The organism is Paenarthrobacter sp. NPDC089714 (genome assembly GCF_044748905.1).
GTDB lineage: Bacteria > Actinomycetota > Actinomycetes > Actinomycetales > Micrococcaceae > Arthrobacter.
In genome coordinates this window covers 199738-216181 of the sequence record NZ_JBIVGX010000002.1, presented here as the reverse complement: position 1 = coordinate 216181, position 16444 = coordinate 199738, and the positions used below count along the sequence as shown (strand labels likewise).

Here is a 16444-nt window from a genome sequence, read left to right as displayed (position 1 = left end):
CCCACGGGTAACTTAGGGTGGTCCGGGTTGGCAGAAGAAGGCACTCCTCCGCATCCGCCACGGCGAGCCCCATCGGGCAAGGGCGTCGAAAATTGTAGGGTTTCTACAGCGGTTCGCGGCAAAGGCGTCACTAGACTGGCCAACAGGGCCTGTTCTTTGTACGGAAGCTACTTAACCAGTTGCTTTCCCGGACATGGACCGCGCCAAGGAATATCAGCTACAGAGCCGGAGACACTTGATGAGCCACGATCTGACAACGACAGCGGGAAAGATCGCCGACTTCCGCGACCGCCAGGCACGTGCCGAGCAGCCTTCCGGCCCGGAAGCGATCGAGAAGCAGCACGCACGCGGCAAGAACACCGCACGCGAACGCATCGACCTCCTGGTTGATCCCGGCTCGTTTGTTGAGTTCGACGCCCTCGCCGTCCACCGCTCCACGGCCTTCGGCATGGAGAAGAAGAAGCCCCTCGGCGACGGCGTGGTCTCCGGCTACGGCACCGTGGACGGCCGCCTCATCGCCATCTACAGCCAGGACTTCAGCGTCTACGGCGGCTCCCTCAGCCAGGTCAACGGCGAGAAGATCGTCAAGGTGCAGGAATTCGCCCTCCGCAACGGCTGCCCCGTAGTGGGCATCAATGACGGCGGCGGCGCCCGCATCCAGGAAGGCGTTGCTTCCCTGGCCATGTTCGCGGACATCTTCCGCAACAACGTCCACGCCTCCGGCGTCGTCCCGCAGATCTCCCTCATCATGGGTCCGTGCGCCGGTGGCGCCGCGTACTCCCCCGCCCTCACCGACTACGTGGTGATGGTGGACAAGACCTCCCACATGTTCATCACCGGCCCGGACGTGATCAAGACCGTCACCGGTGAAGACGTGGACATGGAAACCCTGGGTGGCGCACGCCAGCACAACGCCACCACGGGCACGTCCACGTACCTCGCGTCCGACGAAGCCGACGCCATCGAGTTTGTCCGCGAACTCCTGGACTTCCTGCCCTCGAACAACCTGTCCGAGGCCCCGGTGGTGGAACACGACCAGGAACTGGACATCGACGAGGACGATCTCGCCTTGGACGGCCTGATCCCCGATTCCGCCAACCAGCCGTACGACATGCGCAAGGTCATCGAGCAGATCGTCGATGACGCACACTTCCTGGAAATGCAGGCCCTTTACGCCCCCAACGTGATCATCGGCTACGGCCGCGTTGAAGGGCACACGGTAGGCATCGTGGCCAACCAGCCCATGCAGTTTGCCGGCACGCTGGACATCTCGGCGTCCGAGAAGGCAGCCCGCTTTGTCCGGCACTGCGACGCCTTCAACATCCCCATCATCACTCTGGTGGACGTTCCGGGCTTCCTGCCGGGCAAGGACCAGGAATTCCAGGGCATCATCCGCCGCGGCGCCAAACTCCTTTACGCCTACGCAGAGGCCACTGTCCCCAAGCTCACGGTCATCACCCGGAAGGCCTACGGCGGCGCGTACATCGTGATGGGCTCCAAGAAGCTCGGTGCGGACCTCAACCTCGCCTGGCCCACCGCCCAGATCGGCGTCATGGGAGCCCAAGGCGCCGTGAACATCCTCTACCGCCGCGATCTTGCCGCGGTTGCCGAGGCCGGCGGCGACGTGGAAGCACGGCGCGCGGAGATCATCCAGGGTTACGAGGAAGAACTGCTCAACCCCTACCAGGCCGCCGAGCTTGGCTACGTTGACGCCGTGATCGCACCGTCCGATACCCGCGTGCAGATCATCCGGGGCCTGCGCGCCCTGCGGGACAAGCGCGCCAGCCTGCCCACCAAGAAGCACGGGAACATTCCCCTGTGAGCGCGGCCCAGAACCCGGTACCGGCCAACGAGCCGGTGCTCCCTATGTTCTCCGTGGTCAAGGGAGATCCCACGCCCGAAGAACTTGCGGCCCTTGCCGCCGTCGTCGCTTCCGTTGGAGTACCCCAGACACCGGAACCGGCCGCCAAGCCGAACGTCCGCCACTGGGTGCGCCGCCAACAGTTGCGCCTGGACCCCACCCCGGGGCCCGGCGCGTGGCGGCGAAGCCGCGGCTGAAGCTTTCAATAACCCTTTCACATGGCGAAGGTGGCGGTTAGGCTCTTCGGGTGACTACTGCAAACACGCCCGTACGAGCCAAGTCCGCCATCGATGCCGTAGCTGACGCGTACACAGAAAAGCTGATCGAACTCAATCCCAGCTTCGCCACCACCTTGGGGCTTCCTGGCCACGAGACCGAATACCAGGACTACTCTCCCGCCGGCGCGGAAGCCCACGCGGAGGCCGCAAAGTTGGCCTTGGATGCCCTGGCCGGCCTTGAACCGGGCGATGACGTGGACGCCGTCACGCTCGACGCCATGCGCGAACGCCTCGGCCTGGAACTGGAAATCCACGAGTCGGGGTGGGACGCCGCAGACCTGAACAACATTGCGTCGCCCGCCCAGGACATCCGCGCCGTCTTCGACCTCATGCCCACCGACACGGTGGAGCAGTGGGGACACATCGCAGGCCGCGCAGCCAACGTTCCTGGTGCAGTTGATGGCTACATCTCGTCCTTGCGCGCCGGCGCAGTCTCCGGGAAGGTCTCCGCGGCACGCCAGGTCCGTATCGTCATCGAACAGACCGGCCGGTATGCCGCCCCGGATGGTTTCTTCGCCAAACTCGCCGCCGATGCCTCGGCCGGCGGTACGCCGCTGCCGGCAGACGTCCAGGCAAAGCTCGACGCCGGCACTGCCGCAGCGCGTGAAGCGTACAGTGCGTTGGGGGCCTACCTGCGGGACGAACTGCTCCCCCTCGCCCCCAAAAAGGAAGCTGTGGGCCGGGAACGGTACGCCCTGGCCTCACGGTCCTTCCTTGGTGCGACGGTTGATCTTGAAGAAACCTACGCCTGGGGCGTCCAGGAGCTCGAGCGCCTGATCGCCGAGCAGGAAAAGGTGGCCGACCAGATCAAGCCCGGCGCGTCGATCGAGGAAGCCAAGAGCATCCTCAACAACGATCCCGCCCGGCAGATCAAGGGTACCGACGCCTTGAAAGCCTGGATGCAGGAGCTCTCCGACCGGGCCGTGTCCGAGCTCGCCGACGTCCACTTCGAGATCCCGGACGTCATGAGGACACTCGAATGCATGATCGCGCCGACGGATGAGGGCGGCATCTACTACACCGGGCCCTCCGACGATTTCTCCCGGCCGGGCCGCATGTGGTGGTCCGTTCCTGCCGGTGAGGACACCTTCACCACCTGGTCCGAGACCACCACGGTGTTCCACGAGGGCGTTCCCGGCCACCACCTCCAGGTGGCCACGGCAACCTACCGGCGGGAATTGCTCAACAACTGGCGCCGCAACGTCTGCTGGGTCTCAGGGCACGGTGAAGGCTGGGCGCTCTACGCAGAACAGCTCATGCTGGAACTCGGCTACCTCAAGGATCCCGGCGACCACATGGGAATGCTCGACGGGCAGCGCATGCGTGCGGCCCGCGTGGTCTTCGACATTGGCGTGCACCTGGAGCTCCCCGTCCCCGAACGCTGGGGCACGGGCACCTGGACCCCGGAGAAGGGCTTCGACTTCCTCAAGGCCAACCTGGACATCAGCGAGGGCCAACTTCAGTTCGAATTCACCCGTTACCTCGGCTGGCCCGGACAGGCGCCGTCCTACAAGGTGGGCCAGCGGTTGTGGGAACAGATCCGGGCCGAGCTCGAAACCCGCGACGGCTTCGACCTCAAGTCTTTCCACAGCAAAGCACTCAACATTGGTTCGGTAGGCCTGGACGTGCTGCGACGGGCGTTGCTGGGCTAGCGCGCTTTCGGCCGGGGAGCATCAGGCGCCGGGTTCGCACCCGTTCCCGCCGAGCGCACCACTCAGGCGCCGGGTTCGCACCCGCTCCCGCCGAGCGCACCACTGGTTACGGGTGCGCTCGGCGGCAATGGGTGCGCTGATATTTCCGACTGCCGGAGAGCAACGTCACAAACGAACACGGAATAACTTTTACGCACGTAACATTTCTAAACGTCCGTTCGCTATGTTATTCGCGAAGCACCTACCGTGTTCCGGTGAGCACCTCAAACACCATCACTCCCGCGACCGGCAAGACCGGTTCCCGGCTCCCCAAGTGGGCCAGTTCCTTCGGCGTCCAGATCATCGCCGCCCTCATCGTCGGGTTGGTTCTTGGCCTAGTTGCCAAGTACACCGGCAGCACCAAGACCGCCCCCAACGGTCTCGGCGCTACCCTCGCGACGATCGGCTCCAGCTACGTCTCGTTGCTGCAGACCGCCGTCGTTCCCCTGATCTTCACCGCCGTAGTGAGTTCCATCGCGAACCTGCGCCAAGTGTCCAACGCTGCGCGCCTCGCCTGGAACACGCTGCTTTGGTTCGCCATCACCTCGCTCGTCTCGGTGCTGATCGGTATCGGCCTGGGCGTCCTCCTGCAGCCCGGTGCGGCCACCGGGATCACGCAGAAGGCGGAATACGCAGGCAAGACCGGCGACTGGTGGGCCTTCCTGATCGGGCTGTTCCCCAAGAACTTCCTTGGCCTGGGCGCGAACTCCACGGTCACCGAAGCTGCCAACACAGCCACCACGGTGAGCACCTCTGTGAACTTCAACGTCCTCCAGATCCTGGTGGTGGCGATCGCCGTTGGCGTTGCCGCCCTCAAGGTGGGCAAGCAGGCCGAAGCGTTCCTGACGTTCAACGCCTCCGCCCTGGCCGTGATCCAGAAGGTTCTGTGGTGGATCATCCGCGTGGCTCCGCTCGGCACCATCGGCCTGATCGGCAATGCCGTGGCCATCTATGGCTGGGACACCATTGGCTCCCTCGGCAAGTTCACCGTGGCCATCTACATCGGGCTGGCCTTGGTGCTCTTCGTGCTGTACCCGATCCTGGTCCGCACGCACGGACTCTCCATCAAGCAGTACTTCTCCGGCGTCTGGCCCGCCGTGCAGCTCGCCTTCGTTTCCCGCTCCTCCATCGGCACGCTGCCGCTCACGCAGCGCGTCACTGAGCGCAACCTCGGCGTTCCCTCCGGTTACGCCTCCTTCGCCGTGCCGCTGGGCGCCACCACCAAGATGGACGGCTGCGCGGCGATCTACCCTGCCGTCGCTGCGATCTTCGTGGCCCAGTTCTTCGGCATCAACCTGGACTTCAGCCAGTACCTGCTGATCGTGCTGGTTTCGGTCCTCGGTTCGGCAGCAACGGCAGGCACCACCGGCGCCGTCGTCATGCTGACGCTGACGCTCTCCACGCTGGGACTGCCGCTGGCCGGCGTCGGCCTTCTCTTGGCGATCGACCCCATCCTGGACATGGGCCGCACCGCCGTCAACGTGGCCGGACAGGCCCTGGTCCCCGCGATCGTGGCCAAGCGCCAGGGCATCCTGGACGAGTCGCTGTACAACGCACCGCGCAACGGTGCCGCCTTCTCCGACGAGTACGCAGCCGAGACCGCTGCCGCTGCGGCTGACGAACGCGAACTGGCGGACGCCAAGGGCTAGGAACCCAAAGCTGTTGTTGACACGCAATCCCTTGGGGAGATCTCCCCAAGGGATTGCGCCATTTAAGGCCGGACACTGAGTAGGCTCAGGTTCATGCTGATCGTTACTTCCAATGAGATTCCCGGCCACCGCATTGACGCCGTCTTCGGCGAAGTCATGGGCCTTACCGTCCGTTCACGCGACATCGGATCGCAAATGCTCGCCGGTTTCCGTTCCCTGGGCGGAGGCGAGCTCCCCGAAATGACCAGGGCCCTGTATGAAAGCCGCCAGGAAGTCATGGCGCGCATGGTCAACGAGGCACAGCAGCGTGGCGCCAACGCGATTGTGGCCATGCGCTTCGACACCTCGGAAATGGGCACCAACTGGACGGAAGTCTGCGCCTACGGAACGGCAGTCTATGTCCTCCCCCTCGGTGAAGGTGAGCCCGGCGCTACCGGCCAGTCGATTTACCTGACCAAGCAGCCCCAGCAGGGCGCGGGGCAGTCCGCCCCCTCCCAGCCGGCGACCCCGACGCAACCGGGCGCGCAGCAGCCGGGTCAGCAGTTCCCCGGCCAGTCGCAACCGGGCGCGCAGCAGCCGGGTCAGCAGTTCCCCGGCCAGCAGTTCCCGGGTCAGTCGCAGTACTAGCCCCACCTCGGCAAACCAGGTCCCGTCCATGCTCGTGGCACCTCTCATGCGCGGCGCTTTGGCGAGCAAGGACGGGACTTGCTCAAGCCTGATGCCCTCGCGCTACGGCCCACCCGGCAGACGGGCAGCCGGGCTCAATGCAGGACCATGCCCCGGCAGCGGCGGAGCCTTCGATCTGTAGGTGTGGCCCGTTGGCGTGGTCACTTCCAGGGTGTGCAGGCACGGGTGGTGCGCGCCCTGCCCACTGGTCGGTGGCTTCGCTGTCCAACCGGGGTTTTCCTTAGTGTGGTTGCACTGCTCGCAGAGCCCTGCGCCGTTGCGCAGGGTGGTTGGGCCTCCGGCATGCCACGGAACGATGTGGTCGATGTGCCGAATGGGCGCGTCGCAGTAAGGCGTTCGACACAGAGCGTCCCTCGCCTCGATGAACCTCCGCATGCCGCCAGGAAAGAGCCTTGCCCTGGAATCCATGGCCACGAGTTCCCCGTTGGCCGGGGCGGCGAAGAGGCGCCGTAGATACACCTCGAATGCCGGATCCGACGGTGGTCTGCATCGCTCGGACGACTCATGCGTCCCCGCAGAAGGCCGCGGCGGCCCACACTCCCCGGGCAGCGCCTGCCCAAGCTGCCTCAACGGCGCACCGGCCTCCGCCAGCGGCAGCCCACACTCCCCGGGTGGCGCGTGCCCAGGCTGCCTCAACGGCGCACGGGCCTCCGCCAGCGGCGGCCCACCCTCCCCGGGCAGCGCCTGCCCAGGATGCCTCACCGGCGCACCGGCTTCCGCCAGCGGTGGACTGCACTCCCCGGGTGGCGCCGGGTCAGCTTTGCCCACGAGTTCCCTGGCCCAACCACCCGGGACTATTCCGTACCCTTCAAGCCTTGCGGGCTCGCTGTCTCCTTGGAACAGCGTGCGGTCCGTCATGACCAGCTGCACTTCCACCTTGGAAATGCCGCCCGGCGTACCCGTGAGTCTCTCGACGAGGGTGTCCGCCATGACTTGGCCGCGGGAACGTTCATCACCCGTCGAACGAGCCGAATCTGCAGCCTCCGTCAGGGCCTTGTAGGCGGCTACCCCATGGGCGACAGGAAGCAGCGCGGTCAAAATTGCCATGGTGTCCGGCGCCGGCCGAAGGCCCACATGCCGCTCCGAGGCCGCACGCGCCGCTCGTTGCGTCACTGAACGAGGATCCCGCCGATATGCGGCAGCCTTGGCAGCAGCGATGATCGAACGATCCCCGACGCCTTCGAAGGTTCCCATGTCCGCGGCGAGTTCTTCGTCCACAGCGCAGCGATCCTCGGCTGACAAGCATGCAGTTTCCTTGACCAACAGCGTTGCGCGCCATTCGTTGAGCTGGCCGGCATCCAAAGCGGCCATCGTGTGGGGCATCTCGGTCACCAGCGCTTTGGCGAGCCCCAGCAGCCGTGATCCACGGTTCGGCGATTCACGCCGCGCCAACGCAATCTGGGCAGCAACCCCGTTGCCGCGTTCCGATGCCGGAACGCCTCGCTCAGCTTGGACCTGGCGCTGTGCGTGATCGAACGCTACGGCGATCTTGGCTTGGAGGCCGGAAATCGCGGACTTCATGTCCTCCAGGATGCGCAGTTGGTCAATCAACTGAGTGGCAACGGTCGCAGGATCAGCGCCGTTCCGGACGGCAGCGGACGGACCTGCAGCGCTCCGGACGGACGCTGACGGGAGCGCGGCCAGGGTCACAGCGTCTCGATTGAGGGCCTCCCGGAAGGTCTCCTGCCCACTACCCGAGGCAAGCGACCGCACGTCCCCCACCTCCGCTAGCAGCACCTCTTTTCCGTCCATGCCTCAACTCTTCCAGAGGGGTCTGACATTATTCGCGCCCTGCTTCGAGGCGTCTCCGGGACCTGTCGCGGGCGCCCCGGCGAGGTGCCAATTTGCGCAAACCTTGAATCAAATTGCGCAGAGTGCAAAGTTGCACTTAGTGTAAGTATGTGACCCCAACCAACCCGTCGGCCACCATGGAGCCAAGTGCTCCCTCGCGCCGCGAACTCAACAAGGCCGCTACCCGTGCCTCCATTGCGGCAGCCGCCCTCGACCTGTTGCGAAGCAACGGTCCTGGAAACTTCACCGTCGAGGACATCGCCGCGAGCGCCGGCGTTTCCCGACGGACTTTTTTCAACTACTTCCCAAGCCTCGAGGCAGCCCTGTCTTCGGTTGCCGACGGCTTCATGGACCGGGCCTTGGAGCAGTTCAGGCTGCGGCCCAGCGACGAAACCATCCTCGAATCGGCCCAGGCAGCCCTCATGGCCCTGGCCGATCCCATGTCCGTCGCCCCCATGGCGGAACTGTTCAGCCTGACCCAGGACAACCGCTCGCTGGCCCGTTCCGAACTCGAGGCGTGGGAGCACTGCACCGGACAAATCATCGATGCTGCCCGCTCCAGGTTGGGTCCGGATGTCAGCGAGCTGTACCTCTATGCCTTGGCCGGAGCCGTCATTTCCTGCGGCAAAGCCGCCATGACCGTCTGGTTCGCCGAATGCGGACCGGACCTGTCCCCCACATCCCTGGCGATCCTCCGCCAGCACCTCATCGATGCGATGGGGCTCCTCGGAGCCGGCTTCGCGCCGTCGTCGTTAGCGTCACTTCAAACAGCATCCGTTCCCACCTCCACAGATCGGTCCTGACATGGCATCGCTCCTTTACCGTCTAGGCAAGTTTTCGTATCGCCGCCGCTGGCTGGTCATCTCCCTGTGGCTGGCCGTCCTGGTGGCCGTGGGCGGATCGGCCGCTGCTTTCCACGGCACCATGTCCAACAACTTCACCATCCCGGGCACCGAGACCCAGCGGATGGCCGACAAACTGAAGGAAGCGCTTCCGGCGTCGTCCGGCGGTTCAGCCAGCGTGGTCTTCGACGCCGGTGACTCCGGCTTCGACCAGGCCAAGAAAGACGCCGTCGCGGCTGCCTTGGACAAGCTCAAGGCCCTGCCCGATGTCCAGGGGACGGTGAACCCCTTCACCACCCAGGAGCAGCTGGACTCCGCCGCCAGCCGGATCGCTGACGGCGAAGCGAAGGCAGCTGCCGGGCAGGCCCAACTGGACGCCTCCCGGGCGCAGATCACAGCCGGGGAAGCTCAGCTTGCGGCCGCCGAGCAGCGACTCGCCGCCTCGGGCCTTTCACCCGAGCAGATCGAGGCCCAGCTTGGTGCCCGGCGCGCCGAACTGGCCGCAGGCAAGGAAAAGCTCGACGCCGGGACCAAGGAAGCTGCCGACGGGGCCGAAACGCTGGCGCTGGGCAAGCGGGAGGCCGCAGCGTCCGAGGGCCTCCGGTTCGTCTCCAGTGACAACAAAGCAGCGATCGCGCAGGTCCAGTTCAAGACCTCCATCAACGCAGTGGATCCCGCCGTCCGCAAGGAAGTCCAGGACATCGTCCATGGTGTCTCGTCCGCAGGCGTCACGGCCTACGCCAGCAAGGAGATCACCGAGGACGTCTCGCAGATCTTCGGCATCGCGGAAATCGTCGGCGTCGCCGTAGCAGCCGCCGTCCTGATCATCATGCTCGGTACGCTCATCGCCGCGGGCCTCCCCCTGATCATGGCGTTGATCGGCGTCGCAGTAGGCGTCGGGGGCACGTTTGCGCTGACCGGTGTGATCGACATGAGTTCCATCTCGCCGATGCTTGCCCTCATGCTGGGCCTCGCTGTGGGCATCGACTACTCCCTCTTCATCGTCAACCGGCACCGCAGCCAACTCCTCGCCGGCATGGATGGCGAAGAATCCGCGGCCCTCGCTACAGGCACCTCGGGCAACGCCGTGCTGTTCGCCGGGCTCACCGTCATCATTGCGCTGGCTGCACTGGTGGTTCCCGGGCTGCCCTTCCTGGCGGTCATGGGTGTTGCCGCCGCAGCGACAGTTGCTGTCGCCGTCGTCGTCGCTTTGACCTTGACACCCGCCATCCTTTCGCTCATTGGCCGTCGCCTGATTTCCAAGCGAGCCTGGGCCAAAGCCGCGCGACACAACGCCGAACCCGGCCACGAGGCGGCCGATCGCGCCCTCGAAGAGAAGCGCAGCACCCGCGGCTGGGGCGGCCTCGTGACCCGCCATCCATGGGTTTCACTGGTTGCCAGCATCGTGCTGCTCGGCGCGCTTGCGCTGCCGGCCTCCCAGTTGCGTTTGGCACTGCCCGACGGCGGCTCGGAACCGGTGGATTCGCAGGCGTTCAAGGCCTATGACCTCACCCGCAACAGCTTTGGCGAAGGCATGACCGGACCCATCATCGTGGTGGCCGAATTCCCTGAAGGGCTCAGCGAAAACGATGCCAAGGGCAAGCAGTACGACGTCGCCGACAAGCTGCGCAGCGTCGAAAACGTCACCGCCGCGGTTCCTGTGGCCTTGAGCGACGACCGCCGCACGTCCCTGTTCCAGGTCATTCCGAAGGAAGGCCCGGCCAGTGCCAGCACCGTAAACGTGGTGTCCGAACTCCGCGACAAGGGCACGGAAATCCGCGATCAAACCGGTGTGACCATCGGTTTGACCGGGCAAACCGCGGGCAACATCGATGTCTCGGCCAAACTCGGCGCCGCCCTGCCGCCTTACCTGGCGATCGTCGTCGGGCTGTCCTTGATCCTGCTGCTACTGGTGTTCCGCTCGATCGTTGTTCCACTGCTGGCGACAGGCGGGTTCCTGCTCTCGCTCGCCGCCGCCTTCGGCGCCGTGGTGGCCGTGTACCAGTGGGGCTGGCTGGGAAGCGTGTTCGACGTCGCCAACCCTGGTGCTGTCCTGAGCTTCCTGCCCATCATCCTGATCGGCGTATTGTTCGGGCTCGCGATGGACTATCAGGTGTTCATTACCTCGGGGATGCGTGAGTCCTTCATGCACGGCGAATCCGCCAAGCACGCAGTCCGCACCGGCTTCAGCCACGCGGCCGCCGTTGTGACCGCAGCCGCGATCATCATGGTCAGCGTGTTCTCCGGCTTCATCTTCAGCCACCTGACCATGGTCCGGCCGCTCGGCTTCGCGATGGCGTTCGGCGTACTGATCGATGCGTTCGTTGTCCGCATGACGATCGTGCCGGCCATCATGTACCTTCTCGGCGAGAAGGCCTGGTGGCTGCCCAAGTGGCTCCAGCGGATCCTGCCGGACGTGGATGTGGAAGGCGCCAAGTTACAGCGCTCCGACCGCAGCTCGGCAAGTTCCGGCGAACTGGTCCACTGACCCTCTATCACCAAACCGCCCCTTCCCGACGAACGCTCTCTCACCGGTTGCCCCACGGGCGCCGGCAAGGGGGCGTTCGTCGCCTCATGCACCCTCCCCACCGGACGCTCTCTCACCAAACCGCCCCTCCCCGCGGACCCTCTCTCACCAAACCGCCCCTCCCCGCGGACCCTCTTTCACCAAACCGCCCCTCCCCACCGGACGCTCTCTCACCAAACCGCCCCTGCGCGCGGACCCTCTCTCACCAAACCGCCCCTCCCCGCGGACCCTCTCTCACCAAACCGCCCCTCCCCGCGGCCCCTCTTTCACCGCGACGCTCGGCGCATGACCTCAGCAATAACGTCAGCTGCGGTTAAGCCCGTAAGCGTCGGGATGGCGTCATCTCGGGACCAGGGAGTGCCACGCGAAACCCAACCCGTCCGCAAACCTGCGTTTCTGCCACCCAAGATGTCCGCTACGGGGTGATCCCCGACCATCCAGCCGTCGTCAAGGTCGGTATCCAGGCGTTGGGCGGCTATCTGGAGTATCTCCCGCTCTGGCTTGCTGACACCGACCTCCTCAGAAATGACGATTGCATCGACGTATTCTTCCAGCCCCAGAAGATCGATTTTCCGGGTTTGCTGTGCAGTGGCTCCGTTCGTTACGATGCCGACGCGCCAACCTGCCTCCCGGGCAGCCTCAAGCGCTTGTAGGTTCCGGGCGTCCATGGACATGAGATCAACATGCTCAAAGAGCAAAATCTGCACTAGGGCCGCAATGTCGTGGTTGAGCCCAAACTTGATCTTCATCTGCCCTGCGAGGGAAAGCCTCGACTCATATCCATCCCGGTCTGCCCCTATGAGCCAATCCGCGTCGCGGCGTGGACGTCCGAGGCGTTGGACAAACTCTTTGGCCCCCTGATCGAACGCCCACGCCCTGTCGACCAAGGTGTTGTCCAAATCTACGCGAAGCAGCATTCGCCCAGCCTAGGCTGCCGAGGTGAGAGAGCGATCACCGAAAAGAGCGAATCGGTGAGAGAGGGACCCCCGAAAAGGGCGATTTGGTGAGAGAGGGTCCGTATTAGGCTGGGAGGCGTGACTCGATTGATCCTCGCCTCCCAGTCCCCCGCCCGTACCAAGCTCCTCACGGAGGCGGGCATCCGGCACGACGTCCTGGTCTCGGACGTCGACGAGGATGCGGTGCAGGCCAAGTACGGAGTGACGGACCCGCACGACACGGCGCTCCTGCTGGCCCGCGCCAAGGCCGAGGCGGTCGCGTCGCTTCCCGAGGCCGAGGGTGCGCTGGTGATCGGCTGCGATTCGGTGTTCGAGTTCGACGGCGAGTCGCACGGCAAGCCGTACACGGCCGAGGTCGCGAAGGAACGGATGCTCCGCATGAGCGGCTCGAAGGGCGTGCTGCACACGGGCCACTGGTTGGTGGACTGCCGCGACACGGAAGCAGACGTGGACGACGACGAGACCGCCGAAGGCACGGGCGCCACCTTGGGTGCCGTCTCCAGTGCGGAAGTGCACTTTGCGGAGATGTCCGAAAACGACATCGACGCCTACATAGCCACCGGCGAACCCCTTCACTGCGCAGGCTCATTCACCATCGACGGCTTGGGCGGGGCCTTCATCCGCAAGGTGGACGGGGACCCGCACGCCGTCGTCGGGCTTTCCATCTCAACGCTCCGCGATCTGCTGGTCCACGCGAACGTTGGCATCACCGAACTGTGGGCACCACAGGCGTAAGGGACCAGTTTGTAGCAACCCTACAAAGGAACAGCGCTTCACACACGGAATCCCCCATCAATATGGGCGGAACCCTCACAATCGCGCTAGGCTCCCTGAAGGACAGAAGGAGTCAACAACTTGTCAGCTAACCCGGCGCAGCCCATTTCCAGCCCTCTTACCAAGGTCTTGATTGCCAACCGCGGCGAGATCGCGGTCCGCATCATCCGAGCAGCCCGGGACGAAGGCATCGCCTCCGTAGCCGTCTACGCAGACCCGGACCGCGACGCCCTGCACGTCCGCCTCGCCGACGAGGCCTACGCACTGGGTGGCAACACGGCCGCGGAGTCGTACCTGGTGATGGACAAGATCATCGACGTCGCCAAGCAGTCCGGCGCTGACGGCATCCACCCCGGCTACGGCTTCCTGGCCGAGAACGCCGAGTTCGCCGCCAAGGTGATCGAGGCCGGCATCAACTGGATCGGCCCCTCCCCCGCGGCGATTTCCGCTCTGGGCGACAAGGTCCAGGCCCGCCACATCGCCGAGAAGGTTGGCGCCCCGCTGGTTCCCGGCACGGCAGACCCCGTCCAGGACGCGGACGAGATCCTGAAGTTCGCCGAGGAATTCGGCCTCCCGGTTGCCATCAAGGCCGCCTTCGGCGGCGGTGGCCGTGGCATCAAGGTTGCCCGCACCATGGAAGAGATCCCGGAACTCTACGAATCCGCCGTCCGTGAGGCCGTTGCGGCCTTCGGACGCGGCGAGTGCTTCATCGAGCGCTTCCTGGACTCCCCGCGCCACGTTGAAACCCAGTGCCTGGCCGACGCCCACGGCAACGTGGTTGTGGTCTCCACCCGCGACTGCTCCCTGCAGCGCCGCAACCAGAAGCTCGTGGAAGAGGCTCCGGCCCCCTACCTGAGCGAAGAGCAGATCAAGCGTCTGTACGAGTCCTCCAAAGCCATCCTTAAGGAAGCCAACTACCTGGGCGCCGGAACCTGCGAATTCCTGGTGGGCCAGGACGGAACCATTTCCTTCCTGGAGGTCAACACCCGCCTCCAGGTGGAGCACTGCGTGTCCGAGGAAGTCACCGGAATCGACCTGGTCCGCGAACAGTTCCGCATTGCCCGCGGCGAGGCCCTCGGCTACGACGACCCCGAAGTCCGGGGCCACTCCTTCGAATTCCGCATCACCGGCGAGGACCCGGGCCGGAACTTCATGCCGGCTCCGGGCACCATCAGCACGCTGAAGAACCCCACGGGCCCGGGCATCCGGGTTGATTCCGGCGTTGAGCAGGGCGACATCATCAGCGGCAACTTCGACTCGATGCTGTCCAAGCTCATCGTCACCGGTTCCAGCCGCGAGCAGGCCCTCCAGCGCTCCCGTCGGGCCCTCGAGGAGATGGTGGTGGAAGGCATTCCCACCGTCATTCCCTTCGACCTCGCCGTGGTCACCGACCCCGACTTCGCACCGGCAGAGGGCCCGTTCAAGGTCCACACCCGCTGGATCGAGACCGAGTTCGTCAACAACATTCCCGCTTGGGCACCCACGGGCGCCGGAGCAGACGCCTCCGACGCCGGTGAACGCCAGCGCGTCGTCGTCGAGGTTGGCGGCAAGCGCCTTGAGGTGGTCCTGCCGTCCGGCCTGGGTGCCGGTGTTGCCGCTGCCTCCAACAGTGCAGGCGCCAAGTCAGGCAAGTCGAAGAAGCGCTCCCGGTCCGCCGGTGCTACCGCAGCCGCTGCCGGAGGCAACGCACTGACCTCGCCGATGCAGGGCACCATCGTCAAAATCGCAGCAGCCGACGGCGACGTTGTTGCCGAAGGCGACCTGATCGTGGTGCTCGAAGCCATGAAGATGGAGCAACCCCTCACGGCCCACAAGTCCGGTACGGTCCGCGGCCTGACGGCCTCCGCAGGCGAGACCGTCGCCGCCGGCGCTGTCATCGCGACTATCGAGGACTAACGGCAAGTACCCCATAACGACGTCGGCCCCGCACCGTTTGGTGCGGGGCCGACGTCGTACTCCTTGAAGCGTCAGGCGACGTTGTTCTCGTAGTCCGTGTCCTTGGTTTCGCGCGTGAGCCAGAGCGCGATGAAGGTGATCACGGCGGCAACCGCCATGTACACGCCTACCAGCCAAGTGCTTCCGTTGGCGGCGGACCACAGGGCGATGGCGACGAACGAGGCAGGGGCTGCACCGATCATGGACGACAGGTTGTACGCAACGGCGGAGCCCGTGTAGCGGACATTCGCCGGGAACAGTTCGGGCAGGATGGCCGCCATGGGACCAAAGGTAAGGCCCATGAGCGTGAAGCCAACGATCAGGCCGACCATCGCGGCGGCCTGGCTGGGACCGAACATAGTGAACCAGAGCACTCCGAAAACGAAGATGCCGGCCGTCACGCCCAGCAGGAACTTCCGGCGGCCCCACTTTTCGGCGAGCGGTCCGGAGACCACGGTGAAGATTCCGAAGAACACGACGCCAATGATCAGCATCCACAGGAAGTCGGACCGGGAGATGCCCAGACCGGGAACGAACGCTGCAACCTGCTCGGCCGTCATGGGTTTGCCGGCCTTCTCAGCAGCCGCCTGCGCACCTGCCAGCGTGGGCTTGGTGCCGTAGGACAAGGTGAACGTGGTCATGATGTAGAACAGCACGTAAGTGGCCAGCATGATGAACGTTCCGGCAACCACGGGGCGCCAGTGGTTCTTGAAGGTGGCGCCCAAGGGCAGCTTCTGGATCTTGTCCTGCTGGATCACCTTGGTGAAGGATGCGCTCTCGACAAGTTTGAGGCGGACGTAGAGTCCCACGATCACCAGGACGGCACTCAGGAGGAACGGCACGCGCCAGCCCCAGGCCAGGAACTGCTCCGGGGTCAGGGCAACGTTCATCCAGATGAAGATCACGTTGGCAATGATGAAGCCGATGGGGGCGCCCAATTGCGGGAAGGTGCCGTAGATGGCACGCTTGCCCTCCGGCGCGTTCTCGGTGGCCAGGAGCGCCGCGCCGCTCCACTCGCCGCCCAGCGCCAGGCCTTGGAAGAAGCGGAGAACCACCAGCAGGACCGGTGCCATGATGGCCCAGCCCGGCAGCGAGGCCTCGGGGAGCAGGCCAATGAGGAACGTGGCGATACCCATGGTCAGCAGGGACGCCACGAGGGTTCCCTTGCGGCCGATCTTGTCACCGAAGTGGCCGAAGACCACGGCGCCGATGGGGCGTGCGAAGAAGGCTACACCGAAGATCGCAAAGGCACTGAGCAGCGCGTTGATGTCGGTGGCATCGGGGAAGAAGAGCTTCGGGAAGACGAGGACCGACGCCGTCGCGTAGGCGTAGAAGTCGTAGAACTCGATCGTGGTACCGATCAGGCTGGCGAAGATCACCCGGCCCCGCGAGTTCACTGGCTTGGTGGACTCACCTTCCCTGGAGGGTGCAGTGGAAGACATGTAGTTAGCAG

12 protein-coding genes are annotated in these 16444 nt (G+C 65.1%); 9 read left to right on the top strand and 3 right to left on the bottom strand.

Features of this window, described 5'->3' with window-relative positions; translation table 11 throughout:
- Positions 1-238 precede the first annotated feature (238 nt).
- The 5 genes from ACIPY3_RS05485 (at position 239) to ACIPY3_RS05465 (ending at position 6106) form a co-directional block, all read left to right on the top strand.
- Entirely contained in the window at positions 239-1822 is a 1584-nt protein-coding gene (locus ACIPY3_RS05485) for an acyl-CoA carboxylase subunit beta (RefSeq protein WP_400331106.1), read from the top strand.
- Between the two features lie 44 nt (positions 1823-1866).
- Positions 1867-2058: an acyl-CoA carboxylase epsilon subunit gene (locus ACIPY3_RS05480; RefSeq protein WP_387434159.1), complete on the top strand. Its 192-nt coding sequence runs from the start codon at positions 1867-1869 to the stop codon at positions 2056-2058.
- A 50-nt stretch (positions 2059-2108) separates the two neighbouring features.
- Positions 2109-3791 (top strand): DUF885 domain-containing protein, encoded by a 1683-nt coding sequence (locus ACIPY3_RS05475; protein WP_400331103.1) that lies wholly within the window; start codon positions 2109-2111, stop codon positions 3789-3791.
- Positions 3792-4045: 254 nt separating this feature from the next.
- Positions 4046-5479 (top strand): dicarboxylate/amino acid:cation symporter, encoded by a 1434-nt coding sequence (locus tag ACIPY3_RS05470; protein ID WP_400331101.1) that lies wholly within the window; start codon positions 4046-4048, stop codon positions 5477-5479.
- 93 nt (positions 5480-5572) lie between these two features.
- Positions 5573-6106 (top strand): YbjQ family protein, encoded by a 534-nt coding sequence (locus ACIPY3_RS05465; protein WP_400331098.1) that lies wholly within the window; start codon positions 5573-5575, stop codon positions 6104-6106.
- Positions 6107-6208: 102 nt separating this feature from the next.
- Here the strand turns inward: ACIPY3_RS05465 and ACIPY3_RS05460 are convergent, their stop codons facing one another.
- Positions 6209-7918 (bottom strand): HNH endonuclease, encoded by a 1710-nt coding sequence (locus ACIPY3_RS05460; protein ID WP_400331095.1) that lies wholly within the window; start codon positions 7916-7918, stop codon positions 6209-6211.
- 176 nt (positions 7919-8094) lie between these two features.
- Here ACIPY3_RS05460 and ACIPY3_RS05455 point away from each other — a divergent pair, with 176 nt between their 5' ends.
- Both ACIPY3_RS05455 and ACIPY3_RS05450 read left to right on the top strand, forming a co-directional pair.
- On the top strand, positions 8095-8760 hold the full coding sequence (locus tag ACIPY3_RS05455; protein ID WP_400331637.1) for a TetR family transcriptional regulator: 666 nt from the start codon (positions 8095-8097) through the stop codon (positions 8758-8760).
- 1 nt (position 8761) lies between these two features.
- Positions 8762-11287, top strand: coding sequence for an MMPL family transporter (locus tag ACIPY3_RS05450; RefSeq protein WP_400331092.1), 2526 nt, complete (start codon positions 8762-8764; stop codon positions 11285-11287).
- A gap of 305 nt (positions 11288-11592) precedes the next feature.
- Here the strand turns inward: ACIPY3_RS05450 and ACIPY3_RS05445 are convergent, their stop codons facing one another.
- Positions 11593-12243, bottom strand: coding sequence for an HAD family hydrolase (locus ACIPY3_RS05445; RefSeq protein ID WP_400331089.1), 651 nt, complete (start codon positions 12241-12243; stop codon positions 11593-11595).
- Positions 12244-12360: 117 nt separating this feature from the next.
- Here ACIPY3_RS05445 and ACIPY3_RS05440 point away from each other — a divergent pair, with 117 nt between their 5' ends.
- A complete protein-coding gene (locus tag ACIPY3_RS05440; protein WP_400331086.1) occupies positions 12361-13017 on the top strand; it encodes a Maf family protein in 657 nt (218 codons plus the stop codon).
- Positions 13018-13137: 120 nt separating this feature from the next.
- Positions 13138-14952, top strand: a complete 1815-nt coding sequence (locus ACIPY3_RS05435; protein WP_400331082.1) for an acetyl/propionyl/methylcrotonyl-CoA carboxylase subunit alpha — start codon at positions 13138-13140, stop codon at positions 14950-14952.
- Positions 14953-15023: 71 nt separating this feature from the next.
- On the opposite strand, the gene ACIPY3_RS05430 is transcribed toward ACIPY3_RS05435, so the two are convergent.
- Positions 15024-16433 carry an MFS transporter gene (locus ACIPY3_RS05430; RefSeq protein WP_400331079.1) on the bottom strand — a complete coding sequence of 470 codons (1410 nt, stop codon included), beginning with the start codon at positions 16431-16433 and terminating at the stop codon, positions 15024-15026.
- Positions 16434-16444: the final 11 nt, after the last annotated feature.